Genomic DNA, 13,968 nt, shown 5'->3' on the forward strand with positions numbered 1-13,968 from the left:
GTGAGCCCTGTAGACGAAATCGAAAAGCTGCGCGAGACCATCCGCCACCACGAGTACCTTTACTACGGCCTTGACGCGCCGGATATCTCCGACGCCGAGTTCGATCGGCTGATGCGCAAACTTCAGACATTAGAAGCCAAGCATCCCGAGCTCATCACCTCCGACTCGCCCACCCAGCGCGTCAGCGGCAAAGCCGCGGAAGGCTTCACCAAAGTCGCGCATTCGCGCCCCATGCTCTCGCTCAGCAACGTGGTCAGCGAAGAAGAGCTGCGCGATTGGGACCGCCGCGCCCATGAGCTTGCCGGTGAGAACGCGAATATCTCCTATGTCTGCGAGTACAAGCTCGACGGCCTGTCCATGGCTCTGCACTATCGCGAGGCCGCGGACGGCTCCTCGCACCTTGCCCGCGGCGTCACCCGCGGCGACGGAACCATCGGCGAGGATGTAACCGGAAATGTGCGCACCATCCGCTCCGTTCCGTTATCGATTGCCAGGAGCCGGCTAGCGAAGGCCAAGCTGCCTCCGACGTTCGAGGTGCGTGGCGAAGTGGTCATGCCGCTGGCCGCGTTTCTCAAGATGAACGCCGAGCGCGAAGCGGCCGGCCTTGCGACCGCAGCCAATCCGCGCAACTTCGCCGCAGGCACCATCCGCACCCTCGAGCCCAACATCGTCGCCCAGCGCCGCCTCGATTTCTACGCCTACTTCGCGCTCACCGAAACCGGAGACAACCTCTTCGAAGAGCAATCGGACGCGCTGGAAGCCCTCGCCGCAGCCGGTTTCCGAGTGAACCCGCATCGCGAAGCCATCAAAAGCTTCGATAAATTGATGGACTTCATCAACCGCGCCGAGCAAAAACGTGCCGATCTCGGTTACGAAATCGACGGCGTCGTCATCAAGATCGATTCCGCCGCCGTCCAGCGCCGGCTCGGCTACACCGGGCGCGCTCCGCGCTGGGCCGTCGCGTACAAATTCACCGCCCGCGCCGGCATCACGCAGGTCGAAGACATTCATGTGCAGGTGGGCCGCACCGGCAAGCTGACTCCCGTTGCCATCCTGACGCCCGTTGCAATCGGCGGCACCACGGTCAGCCGCGCCACCCTGCACAACGCCGACGAGATCGAGCGCCTCGGTCTGCTCATCGGCGATTGGGTTAAGGTAGAGCGCGGCGGCGACGTAATTCCCAAAGTCGTCGAAGTGGTCGAAGACCAAGACCATCCTCGCGGAGAGAAGAAATTCAATTTCCCCGAGCTCTGCCCGGTCTGCGGCAGCGAAATCGCCCGCACCGAGGGCGAGGCCGATTATCGTTGCGTCAACGTCGACTGCCCCGCGCGCCTGCGCGAAAGCCTGCTGCACTTCTCCGCGCGCAATGTGATGAACATCGAGGGCCTCGGCGAGGCAGTCGTCACGCAGCTGCTCGAACGCCAGCTGGTGAAGAGCATCGCCGATCTCTACTCGCTCACCGAAGAACGGCTCCTCTCGCTCGAACGCATCGGCAAGAAGACCGCCGGCACGCTGCTCGCTGAAATCGCAAAGTCGAAATCCGCGCCCCTCAACCGCGTGCTCTTCGGACTTGGCATCAGCATGGTCGGCGAACGAACCGCTCAATTATTGGCCGAAGAATTCGGTTCGATTGACGCGCTGATGGCCGCCTCCGTCGAGGAGCTGGAGCGCGTCAACGAGGTCGGCCCGCGCGTCTCGCAAGCCATTCGTGAATTCTTCGACGAAGCCCAGAATCGCGAGTTAATCGAGAACCTGCGCGCTGCAGGGTTGACCTTCACCGCCGAGAAGCGCAAGAAGTCCTCGCAGCTCGAAGGCATGACCTTCGTCCTCACCGGATCCCTGCCCAACCTCACTCGCGAAGACGCCAAAGCCAGAATCGAAACCGCCGGAGGCCGCGTCTCCGGCTCCGTCAGCAAGAAGACCCACTACGTGGTCGCCGGCGAAGATGCAGGATCGAAGCTGGATAAGGCAAAGGAGCTGGGAGTCAAGGTAATGGACGAGGCGGGGTTGCTGGAACTGCTCGGGTAAAAACGCATTCGAGCGATTCAGACTCCATCTGTCTTCCAGCTGTCGCCCGGCATGATGCGCTTCATGAATTCATCGAAGAGGGGCACAGTGAAGGCAGTGTCTCCATGTGTCGGACTCCAGATCATGCCTTTGAAAATCAAGTTCGCCCGAGTCGGGCCGAGCGCGGTCACCTTGTGGTGCAGCTCTTCGGCAATGTCCCCGGAGCGATGCGGCCCCGGCCCAAGAACGGCCATTGCACGGAGGTACTTTTTTTCGGACGGGGTCAACCGATCAAAGCGTACGCGAAAAAAGCTCTCGTCAAGAGCAGCAATCGCGATATCCGATGCACGCAACACATCCTGTCTTTGGATCGGGCTTTCCGGAGCGGCATCCCAGATGTGCTTTCCCCATTCCTGAAGAAAGTACGGATAGCCCTTCGTTCTTTCGATGATGACTTTGACTGCCTCTTCGTTTATTTCCGCCCCTTCTCCTTGGATAGGTCGAACGATCGCCGCGGCGGCGTCTTCATCGTTCAAGGGGCCGATCTCCGGAAAGTCAAATAGCCGTTCGGCGTAAGATTTCGCTGCTCCCATTCTTCCGCGCAACTGAGGCAGCCCTGCCCCGACAACCGTAACCGGTAACTGCTCTTGGGAGCATCGATGCAAGGCAGAGATGAGAGCCGCCATCTCCAGCTCCTTCACATATTGAAGCTCATCGATGAACATCACGAGTGCAGTTTTCAGAGCTTTGGCAGCTCTTCCAACCTGTTCCAGAAGGATGGGAAGATCGAGCTCCAGGTCGCCGTTATCGGCTAGGCCGGGCTCAGGCTCATAATCGAGACCGACTTCGATATCGGAATACTTGATCTTTAATTTGGCGGCAAATCCGGCAAGCGCCTTCAGGCCCCGCGTCGCAAATTCTCTTGCCGCGTCCATTTTGCTCATCTGCAAGAGCGCAACTCGTAAGGCGGGCGCCAGCAGAGCGGGCAACGATCGGTTTTCCGGAGCTTCTATCCGGACGGTCTGAATTCCAATCGCCTCGGCGTTTTTCCTGATCTGATCCAGCAGCACGGTCTTTCCGACCCCGCGCAGACCGACGAGCATCATGCTCTTCGCAGGCCGCCCCAGGCTGATTCTCTGCAGGCGAACCTTCGCGTCGCGTTCAATCCCGCTTCTTCCCGCAAGTTCAGGGGGAGCGCAGCCGGCTCCAGGCGAAAAGGGATTATGAACCGGATCCATAGTATAGCAATCTTAGCATGTTTATAGATAAACGATAATAACCCTAAATTCCCTATAGCTGCATGCATTTCTGGACGCCTTAAAAGGCTTTACAGCGATCTCCACCGCGAGAAACGCTTCTGTATCAATAAGATAGATGGAAAATCACCACGCCCGACGCGGGTATGGTGCTTCAGCTTCCCTTCGGCGCAAAGTACCCCTTCAGCGCCCGCACCACGTACCGCCGATCCAGGCAGAAGAGATAGATAGTCCGGAACGATCCGTCATCTTTGAAATCCGCCGGCTTGTAGACCAGCGCATACTGGCTGCGCAGCTCATCCTGAATGGCCTGGAAGCTCACCGGCATATCTTCAATGTTCTTGGGGAAGAACGCCCGGCCGCCGGTGGCCTCGGCCATCTTCTGCAGCGTGTCGTCGCCGCGGTCGCGGCTGGGACTCACATTCGTGCTGATCGCATAAATGATGGTCTCGGCGCGCTGGCATTCCTTGATCGCGTCGTCGAGATACGCATGGCTCTGGTTATCGTCGCCGTCGGAGACCAGCACCATCGCCTTGCGCACCGGCTCCTGCCCGCGCGAAATGTCCAGCAGCTTGTCGCGGCAGGCGCTGTAAACCGCGTCGAAAAGCGCTGTGCCGCCGCCCGGCCGCAGCGAAGCAATACCCGTAGTCAGCGAGTCGAGATTATTCGACCAGTCCTGCTTGTAATCCGGCGTCACGTCGAAGCCCATCACAAACGCCTTATCCGTCTGCGGCTTCACAATCTGCAACAGAAACTCGGTCGCCGCCTGCTGTTCGAACTTGAAGCGGGTGCGGATCGATGTGCTGGTGTCGATCACGATGCCCATGCGCAGCGGCAGATTGGTCTGCTGCGTAAAGCTGTAAACGCGCTCCGGAGCCTTCTGGTCGTCCAGCAGCGCAAAGTCGCTCTGCTTCAGATCCTTGATGAACCGCCCATGCCTGTCGGTGACGGTAAAGACCAGATCGACTTCGTTGACCTGCCGGGTGATGGTGTATTGCTGGTCCGTCTGTCCGGGTGCCGCAGTTCCAGGCGCCGCAATATTCGCAGGCGAAGCCTGTCCGTTGGCGGGCGCAGCCTGTGGATTCACAGGGGCCGTTTGCGCTTGTGCAGGCGAAGCCGGCGCTGCAGCAGCCGGTTGAGAAGACGTGGAAGCTGGAGCCTGTGCCCATACAGCATGGGAGAGCGAAAAGGCGAGCAGCAGCGCAGGTAGAAGGCGAGGGGTCGTGGGAAAAACTCTGTTCATTTTGCTGGTGCCATTCTACATGCCGAGGTCTGGCCGTGACCTCGGCATGCCTCCTTGCTACTTGCCGCCGTGCGCTGTAATCGTTACAGCAATGTTGTTGCGCGTCGCGTTCGAGTAGGGGCAGGTCTTGTGCGCAGCCTCCACCAGCTTTTCCGCCGCCGCCTGGTCCAGCTCGGGCAGGGTCACATCCAGTGCCACGGCCAGCGTAAAGCCCTCGCCTTGCCCTGCATCATAAGGACCGATGTCGACCTTCGCCTTCACCGTGACCGTTCCCGTAGTAATCTTCTGCAATTTCGCCAGATACTCGACAGCTCCGCCAAAACACGCTGCATAACCCGCACCAAAAAGCTGTTCGGGATTGGTTCCTTCGCCGCCCGGGCCACCCAGGCTCTGCGGAGAGGCCAGCTTCACGTCGAGCATCTTATCGGAACTGGCAGCGTGGCCGGTGCGAGCCCCGACTGCAGTTACTTCAGCGGTATACAAAACCTTCATGATGAGTTCTCCGCAGTCGATTGTAGTCGAACGACGCTTCGCGAATCGTTGCGCAGAACTTCGATGGCATCAACTTGGACGCAGGAAGTTTACTGCCGTCCTGTCGCATGAGCGGCGAGGTAGATACTTCGCGGAAGTCATGAAGTAGGACACAGACTATCCAGAAGTATTCCCGGAAACATGCCTGCAGCACATGATTTTTCACATCAATTACATGATGACCAACCGGTAACATTCGTGTTGCGCAGACCGTGTAGACTGACCGCCTATGCACAAAGTCGCCGCGCTCTTTTTGTCCGCTCTCTCGGTCTTTGCGAACGCACAAACAGCATCCCAGCCTTCCTCTATCGAGTTGCCGCCCGGAGCTCGTCTTCTGCTCACAGCCAAGGGCCAGGGAGTGCAGATTTACGCTTGCACCGACGGGCATTGGACCCTGAAAGGCCCCGACGCCAAGCTGCTCGACAGCAATGGCCAGCAGATCGGCACACATTTCGCGGGTCCAACCTGGAAGTTGACCGATGGCAGCGAAGTGAAGGGCAAAGCCATCGCCAACCAGCCATCGCCGGAAAGTGGATCAGTGGCCTGGCTGCTGCTCCAGGCTGTGCCCGGCACGGGAACGGAAAAGTTCGCCCAGGTTGCCTACATCCGGCGCACAGAAACCCACGGCGGCGCAGCACCGGACGAAGCATGCACCAGCGGCACAACGTCGGTGCCCTATGAGGCGAACTACAGCTTCTACGCCGCAAAGTAAAAGTTGTGTCATCCGAAATGTAACTATTGCCGTGACGATTCCAGTCTGCCAAGTCATTGACTCGAATAAATTGTCATCCCGACCGGAGCGAAGCGAAGTGGAGGGACCTGCTGTCTCTCGCTTCTGGACCCATAACCGCCCGGCGAGAAGATCACGTCGGACTCAGGAGATTGGGGTCGGTTGTGCACTCTTAGGCGAGCCCACCCCGGTCCACATCTGCCACGCCAGCATCAGAACCAGGCCGGCAAGAAAGTTGAGTGCCGCAAGCCAGCGCAGCGGCTTATAAAACGCCAGTGGAATTGCGGAAACCCAGAAAAAGATAGCAACGGTAAGGAACAGCGTTTCAATACTTTTCAGGAGGTGACTCATGCGACGGGGGAGGGGCATAGGGATCGCTCCAACTGCGAATGTTGTCGTACCTGTTTCTTATGTGGAGTTGGTAGTTCGGCGTGGCGGCCGGTCCGTAGCTTTTGAAGAGTGCATAAAGCCGCAGAACCGAAGAAAATGCCGCATAGTTTTGCGGTCATGAAATCAGATGCAAAGTTACTTCCATGGGTTGAATCCTAAGCGAAAGATTTGCCAGGTTTTCGGAATAAGTTTTTAAGGTCGTAGGTTCTGCACTAAAGGCGTGGCACCCGCTTCAAATTACTCCGCGACTTCAATCTCCCGAGCCTGCCGAGGACTGAATCGGACCCCAGCCTGTATCGCCATCTCCAACCGCGCTCCGCGGCGAACGAAATACACCAGAGCCGGGCGAAAACACGCCAGACAATTTCCCTGCGCCTGCCGAACGCTCGGATAAAGAACGCCGTTGGACCGCGCAGCCAGCAACTGTTGCGTGAGCGCCTGCGGCTCCGCATAACAATCGGGAATAGGCTCGGGGCGCAGATACTTCTTGAACCGCGGATTCTCCCCGGTGATGTCGTGCACCGGCATGGTGAAGTCGGCAAGGTAATCGTCGAAGGTCGAGGTCTCCACCTCGGCCCAGTTCACCTCTTCAAGCTGCCGCTGTTTGTGGAATCCCACCTCGGCCAGCGCCGTCTCGCGCGCCAGGCCCGCATACCACGCGCCGCGCTGGGGACCGTTGAAGCGGCCGCCCTCCGGTGAAGCATGCGTGAAAGCAGCGTTCACGATGTGCGCGTAGTCCACGCCGTAGACCAGCTCGTGCACGCTGATGCCCGGCAACAGCCCCTGTTCGCCCTGCAGGCGATCGTTCGTCGCGCTATCCAGCTCCAGCAGATCGTTCAGGACGCTCTGATTTTCGGCGATGCGAGAAAGCACCGTGCCTCCCTCGCTGAATTTCGAAGGGATCAGCCGATGCGTGTTGCGCAGCCGTACTTCAATGACCGGCGGCAGCTCCATCACTGGCCGCCGCGCCGCGCATCCAGCAGCTGGCGCACATGCAGAATTCCAGGCTGCCCGCGCTGGATCATGTAAGCCAGCGGCGTGAGCCCGCCGAACATGGGATTGGCGTTGGGCAGCGCAATCCAGGCATCGGCCAGCTTCTGGCTGTAGAGAATATTCAGCGCCTTGAAGACGCCCACCAGCAGCGAGATCCGCATCAGCCGATCCTGATCGAGAACGCGATCGCGAGGATTCTTCTTCCACGCATAGTAGGAGCCGGCCGAGATGCCGCCCAGCAGCTGGCGCGCATCCGGATCGCGCAACCCCCACTTCTCCGCCAGGCTGAGAAAGCCCTTCACCGCTGACGCACTCAGCCGGCGCCGCGTCATCGCATCCGACAGGTCCGCCGCAACTTCCGTCCGGTATCCCGGAACATCGGGCATCGCTAAGGTTGCGGCCATATCGTATTCTCCATTTCTGAATTACAAATTCATCATATTTGATGAATGTCAATCCACATAGTTTCTTTTTGGATACCCACGCTGAAGACTCGGGACCATCCCGGCCATGCGGTAAAGTAGGGGATGGTTGCCAGCGCTCCATCCCCATCGGGAACGCGTATCGTCCCCGATTTTCATCGCCTCTGGATCGGCCAGACCATCTCCGAAGTCGGCTCGCGCATCTCCCGCGAAGGCCTGCCTTTCACCGCCCTGCTCCTCCTGCACGCCAACGCCGGGCAGATGGGCATTCTCACCTCCATCAGCACCGCATCCGTCCTGCTCTTCGGCCTCTTCGCCGGCGTGATCGTCGATCGGCTGAAGAAGCGCCCGGTCATGATCTCGACCGACCTCGGCCGCGCCGCGCTTCTCGGCCTCATCCCCCTCGCCGCGCTCACGCATCGGCTCACCTTCGGCGTCCTCATCGGTGTAGCGGCACTGGTCGGAATTCTCACCGTCCACTTCGACGTCGCCTATCAGTCCTACTTGCCAGTTCTCGTCGAGCGCGACGAGTTGCTGGAGAGCAACCGCCGCCTCAGCACCTCGGCCTCGGGCGCGGAGATGGTGGGCCCTGCGCTGGCCGGCCTGCTGGTGCAGACCATCACCGCCCCGCTCGCCATTCTCGTCGACGCGCTCTCGTTTCTGGTCTCCGCCTTCTCCGTATGGAGCATCCGTAAGCCCGAGCCCGTCGTTCACGAACACCATGCCGCGCCGCGGCTCTCCGACTCGCTCGAAGGCCTGCGCTTTATCTGGAATCACGTTGCGCTGCGCTCTCTGCTGCTGCGCTCGGCCAGCACCTTTCTCTTTATGGGACTGGTCTTCGCGCTCTATCTTCTCAACGCCATCCGCATCGTCCACATCAGCACTTCGGCGCTGGGCATCGCCATCGCGCTGGGCGGAGCCGGCGGCCTTACCGGCGCATGGCTCGCCGCGCGGCTCTCCCGCCGCCACGGCCACGCGACGACATTCTTCCTCAGCGCGGCCTTTGCCGGCGCGGCCAATCTCTTCATTCCGCTCTCCTCGCAATTTCCTCACATAGGATTTCCCTGCCTCTGCATCCAGCAGTTTTTCGGAGACATGGCCTTCACCGTCTACATCGTCAACGAAACCACCGTGCGCCAGACGCTCGCGCCGCCCCAGGTGATGGGCCGCGTCAATTCCGTGATGCAGATCGCCTCACGCGGCATGCTGCCCTTCGGCGCGCTCTCCGGAGGCTTTCTCGCGCAACGCTTCGGCATCGCTCCTACCCTCTGGGTCGGCGCCGGAGGCGTCTTCCTCTCCTGCCTCTGGCTGCTGCCGCTGCTGCGCCACAGCCGCGAGATCTGGACCGCGCCGCCGAACGCCGCCGGCTGAAGACAAGCCCCTTCGCATGCTTAGCGTCTTAGCGGTGAAATTCCTATAAACCGCCACAGAGGACACAGAGATTCTGACCAAGCTTCTTCCAGAAGAAGGAAAGCACGAAGCACAAACAAAGCTCTCTGTGCTCTCCGTGATCTCTGTGGTGAATGCCCTTCGCCGTTGCGTCCCTTAGCGTACTTAGCGTCTTAGCGGTGAAAAAATCAGATCTGACTCAACATTTGTCAGAAGACACAACGCACGAGTGCACTCCGCGTCCTCCGTGGTGAATACCCTTCAATCGCGATAAAAACCGCTTACTTCTCCCCGCTTTCGCGCGTCTACCGGGAACGAAGCACATCCGGTCTGCGTATTGTGATCGGACGAGAGACGCGCGGTCCTGCGTCTTGCTTCCATTCACTTCAAGCCATCGCGGAGCGGATCAATGGGCAATCTGTGGAACGACCTCAAACATGCGCTGCACATGTTCATCAAGAACCCCGGCTTCACCCTTGCCGCGGTGGGCGCGTTGGCGTTGGGCGTCGGAGCCAATACCGCCATCTTCAGCGTGGTAAACACGGTTCTGCTCAAGCCCCTGACCTACCCCGATCCCGACCGCATCATCCAGTTCCAGCTCACCTCTCCGCAGGGCAGCGGTTCCGGAGCCTCCATCACCAAGTTCCATAACTGGCAGGAGCAGACCAGCGTCTTTCAGGATGTCTCCGCCTACGACTTCGGCGGACCCGGCTTCAACCTCACCGGCGCCGTCCCCGAACAGATTCACGGCATCCACGTCTCCAAGGATTACTTCAAACTCTTCGGCGCGCCCATCATGCTCGGCCGCACCTTCACCCAGCAGGAAGACCTGCCCAACGGCGGCAAGGTCGTGGTGCTGAGCTACGGCCTTTGGAAGCGCAAGTTCGGCAGCAATCCGAACATTGTTGGCAGCACCATCTCGCTCGGCAACGAGCCTTACACCATCATCGGCGTCCTCGGCCCGAACTTCGACACCGATCCCGTCTCCGATATCTGGCTGCCCTTTCAGTTCGATCCCAACAGCGTCAATCAAGGCCACTTCTTCCTCGCCGCCGCTCGCCTCAAGCCTGGTGTGACCCTGGCCCAGGCCAATGCCCAGCTCAAGGTCGCGGCCGATCAGTTCCGCCGCCGCTACCCCGGCGGAGTTCTCGATCCCAAGGACGGCTTTGCCGCCATGCCGCTCCGTGACAGCATTGTGAGCGATGTCCGTTCGTCGCTCTTCGTCCTCCTCGGAGCCGTCGGCTTCGTCCTGCTCATCGCCTGCGCCAATGTCGCCAACCTGCTCCTGGTGCGCGCCACCGGACGCAAGCGCGAATTCGCCATACGCGCTGCCATGGGCGCAGGCCGGATGCGCATCATCAGTCAGCTGCTGACGGAAAGCATTCTGCTTTCGGTCACCGGCGGTGTTCTCGGGCTGATCCTCGGCTATGTCGGCGTCCGCGCGCTGCTCACCGTGAGCCCTGGAGGCATCCCCCGCATCGGTGAGAACGGCACGGGCGTCAGCCTCGACTGGCGGGTGCTGCTCTTCACCCTGGGCGTGTCGCTGTTCACCGGCATTCTCTTTGGACTCTTTCCCGCCTTCAGCGCCTCGCGCCCCGATCTGAACACCACGCTCAAGGAGAGCAGCAACCGCTCCGGCACAGGATTTCGCAGCGGCATCGCCCGCTCCATCCTCGTCGTCAGCGAAGTCTCACTGGCCCTGGTGCTGCTGATCGGCGCGGCCCTGCTTATCCGCACCTATCTCGCCCTGCGCGAAGTGAAGCCCGGCTTCGACTCCCATCACGTCCTGGCCATGGATATGTCGCTCACCGGCGACCGCTTCATGAAGAGCGCCGGCGTCGCACAGCTGGTTCGCAACGGACGCGACCGTCTCAGCACCATCCCCGGTGTCGAGGCCGATGCCTCGACCTGCTGCCTGCCGCTCGAAGGAGGCTTCGGGCTGCCCTTCGCCATCCTCGGCCGTCCCACAAATGCCGATGGCAACACCGGCGGCGCAGGATGGATGAGCGCCTCCCCCGGATACTTCAGCGTCTTCAGGATTCCCATTCTGCGTGGCCGCGACTTCACCGACCAGGATGACGGAACCGCCGCCGGCGTGGTCATCATCAATGAAGCAATGGTGAAAAAATTCTGGCCCAAAGGAGACGCGCTCGGCCAGCAGATCGTCGTTGGCAAGGGCGTGGGCCCGCAATTTGCCGAGGGCCCGCGCCAGATCATCGGCATCGTCGGAGACATCCACGACGGCGGCCTCAACCGCGACCCCCGCCCGCAGATGATCGTCCCTCAGGCGCAGGTCACCGACGGGATGACCGCGCTCAACGCCGGCATCGGCCCGGTAGTTTGGGCCGTCCGCACCACCGGCGACCCGCATCAGCTCGCAGCGCAGATACAGGAACAGCTGCGCCAGGCCAGCGGAGGCTTCCCTGTCGCCCGCATCCGCACCATGGATGAGGTAGTCGTGCGCTCCACCGCCCGCGAAGACTTCAACATGCTGCTGCTCACCATCTTCGGCGCGTCCGCGCTCATCCTCGCCGCCATCGGGATCTACGGCCTCATGGCCTACTCCGTGCAGCAGCGCACCCAGGAGATGGGCATCCGCATGGCGCTCGGAGCCGATCGCGGACGCATCCGCAATCTCGTCGTATGGCACGGCATGCGCCTCGCCCTCATCGGAGTCGCAATAGGAGTCGGCGCAGCCTTCGGCCTCAGCCACCTCATCGCCAGCCTGCTCTTCGGAGTAAAAGCCTACGACCCAACGGTATTCGTAGCAGTGCCGGTGATCTTAACCGCAGTGGCACTATTTGCCGTATGGATGCCCGCCACCCGAGCCTCCAAACTAGATCCCATGCAGGCATTAAGAGTCGAATAACAACGCAAAGCCTGCACATCCATATCCCGGCGCCGAAGGCGCAATTGCCTGGACGGCCACTCCTGCCCCACATCTCGACCTTGACATGTGGATTCCACGAGTCTTCCCCGCACCACACGCGCGTTAGCATCAAGAAATGAACGTTGAATCACGCGTCGCCGTCATCACCGGACCCGCCCAGGGCATAGGCCGCCGCACCGCCGAACTCTTCGCCGAGTTGGGCTACAAGCTGGCCCTCATCGATCTGAAAGAACCGGCCATCGAGGGAGCCCTCACCTACACCGGAGACATAGCCAGCGAAGCCACCGTCGCCGACTTCGCCGATAGGGTCTTCGAGAAATATGGACGCGCCGATGTCCTGGTCAACAACGCCGGCATCAGCCACATCTCGCCCGCAGAAGAAACCACTGCCGCCGACTATCGCCGCGTGCTCGAAGTGAATCTCGTCGCGCCCTTCCTGCTCTGCAAGGCCTTCGGCGAAAAGATGCTCGAAGCCCACAGCGGCTCCATCGTCAACGTGGCCTCCATTGCGGGGCTCGCCGGAGTCTCCGACCGCGCCGCCTACAACGCCTCGAAACACGGTCTCATCGGCCTCACCCGCACCCTGGCCGCCGAGTGGGGAGGACGCGGCGTGCGCACCAACGCCGTCTGCCCCGGCTGGGTGAAGACCGAGATGGATCTCGCCGACCAGGCCGGAGGCAGCTACACCGACTCCGACATCGTCAATAGAGTCCCCATGGCCCGCTTCGCCAGCCCCGACGACATCGCCCACGCCATTGTCTTCCTGGCCGACGACCGGCAGAGCGGCTTCATCAACGGCCAGGCGCTAGCCATCGACGGAGGATGGACCGCAGACGCAAGCTGGGAATCCCTCCGCCTGCGCAAACGCTAGAAACGGTCTGGCTCTCCAGAAGCGGTCTGGCTCGGTCGAGATCCCGGCTCCCTCTCAAAATTTGTCATCCCGAGAGAGCGAAGCGAACCGAGGGACCTGCAGTTTTCTCACCTGGCCCCAAAAGTGCGCGTATGAAGCAAGGATTACCCAGCTATTAATATCGCTGCGCCCCGTTCCTGTTCCTATAGAGCTGCCGGCCGGTATCGACCGGCCGCGGGTGACGAACATGAGCAGCACCACACTGCAACCTCACATCGAAGCCACGCCCAACGCCACGCCCGAAGAAGAGTACCCGCTCAGCCGCGCCGCGCAGGGCAACACCGTGAACTGGACCAATCTCCTCTTTTTGATCTTCTTTCACGCCGCAGCCATAGCCGCGCTCTTCTTCTTCACCTGGCAGGCAGCGCTGGTAGCGCTCTTCCTGTGGTTCGTCACCATCTACGTGGGCATCGGCATCGGTTACCATCGCCTGCTCACGCATCGCGGCTTCAAAGTATCGCGCCCGCTCAAGTGGCTTCTCGCCATCTGCGGAAGCCTCGCTCTCGAAGGCGGACCCATCTTCTGGGTGGTCAACCATCGCATCCATCATCAGCGCACCGACAAGCTCGGCGACCCGCACACTCCCGAAGAAGGTGGATGGTGGTCCCACGCCGGATGGGTGTTGACTGGCACCGGCCTGAGCAATCAGCCCCAGCTCGTCGCGAAGTACGCTCCCGATCTTCTCGCCGACCCCTTTCTCGTCTGGATCGGCAAGTACCACTGGCTGCCGCTCGCCGTGCTGTCGATCGCACTCTATGCCATCGGCGGATGGTCCTGGCTGCTGTGGGGCACCTTCCTGCGCGTCACCCTGGGATTGCACGCCGTGTGGTTCGTGAACTCCGCCACCCACATGTGGGGATCGCGCCGCTTCGCCACGAAGGACAACTCGCGCAACCTGTGGTGGGTCGCAGCCCTCACCGGAGGCGAAGGCTGGCACAACAACCATCACGCGCATCCAGTATCGGCACGCCACGGCCTCGCCTGGTACGAGATCGACATCAACTACTACACCATCTGGCTGCTGGGAAAACTAGGCCTGGCCACCAACATCCAAACCGCACCCATGGTAAGCGCCACCAAGCCCCAGGCGAAATAAAGTGAACGATCCAGCCACCACGTGATTCCTCACCAAGCGAGGAATCACAGCGATGCCCGCGCAAACGCATCGCCCGATATCCACCACACTCTTGCGAGCAAAGCGAGTCGA

At 60.8% G+C, this 13,968-nt stretch carries 12 protein-coding genes; 6 read left to right on the top strand and 6 right to left on the bottom strand.

Going from position 1 to position 13,968, the window contains the following annotated elements:
- Nucleotides 1-2,028: an NAD-dependent DNA ligase LigA gene (gene ligA / locus XX99_RS16925; protein ID WP_050060592.1), complete on the top strand. Its 2,028-nt coding sequence runs from the start codon at nucleotides 1-3 to the stop codon at nucleotides 2,026-2,028.
- A 17-nt stretch (nucleotides 2,029-2,045) separates the two neighbouring features.
- Here ligA and XX99_RS16930 read toward each other — a convergent pair whose 3' ends face one another.
- The 3 genes from XX99_RS16930 to XX99_RS16940 form a co-directional block, all read right to left on the bottom strand.
- Nucleotides 2,046-3,245, bottom strand: coding sequence for an ATP-binding protein (locus XX99_RS16930; protein WP_050060593.1), 1,200 nt, complete (start codon nucleotides 3,243-3,245; stop codon nucleotides 2,046-2,048).
- Between the two features lie 172 nt (nucleotides 3,246-3,417).
- Nucleotides 3,418-4,506, bottom strand: coding sequence for a VWA domain-containing protein (locus XX99_RS16935; protein ID WP_082125659.1), 1,089 nt, complete (start codon nucleotides 4,504-4,506; stop codon nucleotides 3,418-3,420).
- 57 nt (nucleotides 4,507-4,563) lie between these two features.
- Nucleotides 4,564-4,998: an organic hydroperoxide resistance protein gene (locus XX99_RS16940; protein WP_050060594.1), complete on the bottom strand. Its 435-nt coding sequence runs from the start codon at nucleotides 4,996-4,998 to the stop codon at nucleotides 4,564-4,566.
- Between the two features lie 268 nt (nucleotides 4,999-5,266).
- On the opposite strand from XX99_RS16940, the gene XX99_RS16945 reads away from it, so the two are divergent.
- Nucleotides 5,267-5,749 carry a DUF3455 domain-containing protein gene (locus tag XX99_RS16945; protein ID WP_050060595.1) on the top strand — a complete coding sequence of 161 codons (483 nt, stop codon included), beginning with the start codon at nucleotides 5,267-5,269 and terminating at the stop codon, nucleotides 5,747-5,749.
- A 162-nt stretch (nucleotides 5,750-5,911) separates the two neighbouring features.
- On the opposite strand, the gene XX99_RS16950 is transcribed toward XX99_RS16945, so the two are convergent.
- From XX99_RS16950 to XX99_RS16960, 3 genes are all read right to left on the bottom strand, one after another.
- Nucleotides 5,912-6,136, bottom strand: a complete 225-nt coding sequence (locus XX99_RS16950) for a hypothetical protein (protein ID WP_156186047.1) — start codon at nucleotides 6,134-6,136, stop codon at nucleotides 5,912-5,914.
- A gap of 258 nt (nucleotides 6,137-6,394) precedes the next feature.
- The gene (locus tag XX99_RS16955; protein ID WP_082125660.1) at nucleotides 6,395-7,111 is read right to left on the bottom strand and encodes an RES family NAD+ phosphorylase; all 717 of its coding nucleotides are present in this window, start codon (nucleotides 7,109-7,111) and stop codon (nucleotides 6,395-6,397) included.
- Nucleotides 7,111-7,554 (bottom strand): antitoxin Xre/MbcA/ParS toxin-binding domain-containing protein, encoded by a 444-nt coding sequence (locus XX99_RS16960; RefSeq protein WP_050060597.1) that lies wholly within the window; start codon nucleotides 7,552-7,554, stop codon nucleotides 7,111-7,113. Before XX99_RS16960 ends, XX99_RS16955 begins: the two co-directional genes overlap by 1 nt.
- 123 nt (nucleotides 7,555-7,677) lie before the next feature.
- On the opposite strand from XX99_RS16960, the gene XX99_RS16965 reads away from it, so the two are divergent.
- The 4 genes from XX99_RS16965 to XX99_RS16980 all read left to right on the top strand — a co-directional run bounded on the left by XX99_RS16965 (nucleotide 7,678) and on the right by XX99_RS16980 (nucleotide 13,857).
- A complete protein-coding gene (locus tag XX99_RS16965) occupies nucleotides 7,678-8,943 on the top strand; it encodes an MFS transporter (RefSeq protein ID WP_050060598.1) in 1,266 nt (421 codons plus the stop codon).
- Nucleotides 8,944-9,370: 427 nt separating this feature from the next.
- Nucleotides 9,371-11,830 carry an ABC transporter permease gene (locus tag XX99_RS16970; protein ID WP_050060599.1) on the top strand — a complete coding sequence of 820 codons (2,460 nt, stop codon included), beginning with the start codon at nucleotides 9,371-9,373 and terminating at the stop codon, nucleotides 11,828-11,830.
- 136 nt (nucleotides 11,831-11,966) lie between these two features.
- Nucleotides 11,967-12,722, top strand: coding sequence for an SDR family NAD(P)-dependent oxidoreductase (locus tag XX99_RS16975; RefSeq protein WP_050060600.1), 756 nt, complete (start codon nucleotides 11,967-11,969; stop codon nucleotides 12,720-12,722).
- Nucleotides 12,723-12,948: 226 nt separating this feature from the next.
- On the top strand, nucleotides 12,949-13,857 hold the full coding sequence (locus tag XX99_RS16980) for an acyl-CoA desaturase (RefSeq protein ID WP_082125661.1): 909 nt from the start codon (nucleotides 12,949-12,951) through the stop codon (nucleotides 13,855-13,857).
- Nucleotides 13,858-13,968 lie beyond the last annotated feature (111 nt).

It is taken from the genome of Silvibacterium bohemicum (assembly GCF_001006305.1).
Lineage (GTDB): Bacteria > Acidobacteriota > Terriglobia > Terriglobales > Acidobacteriaceae > Silvibacterium > Silvibacterium bohemicum.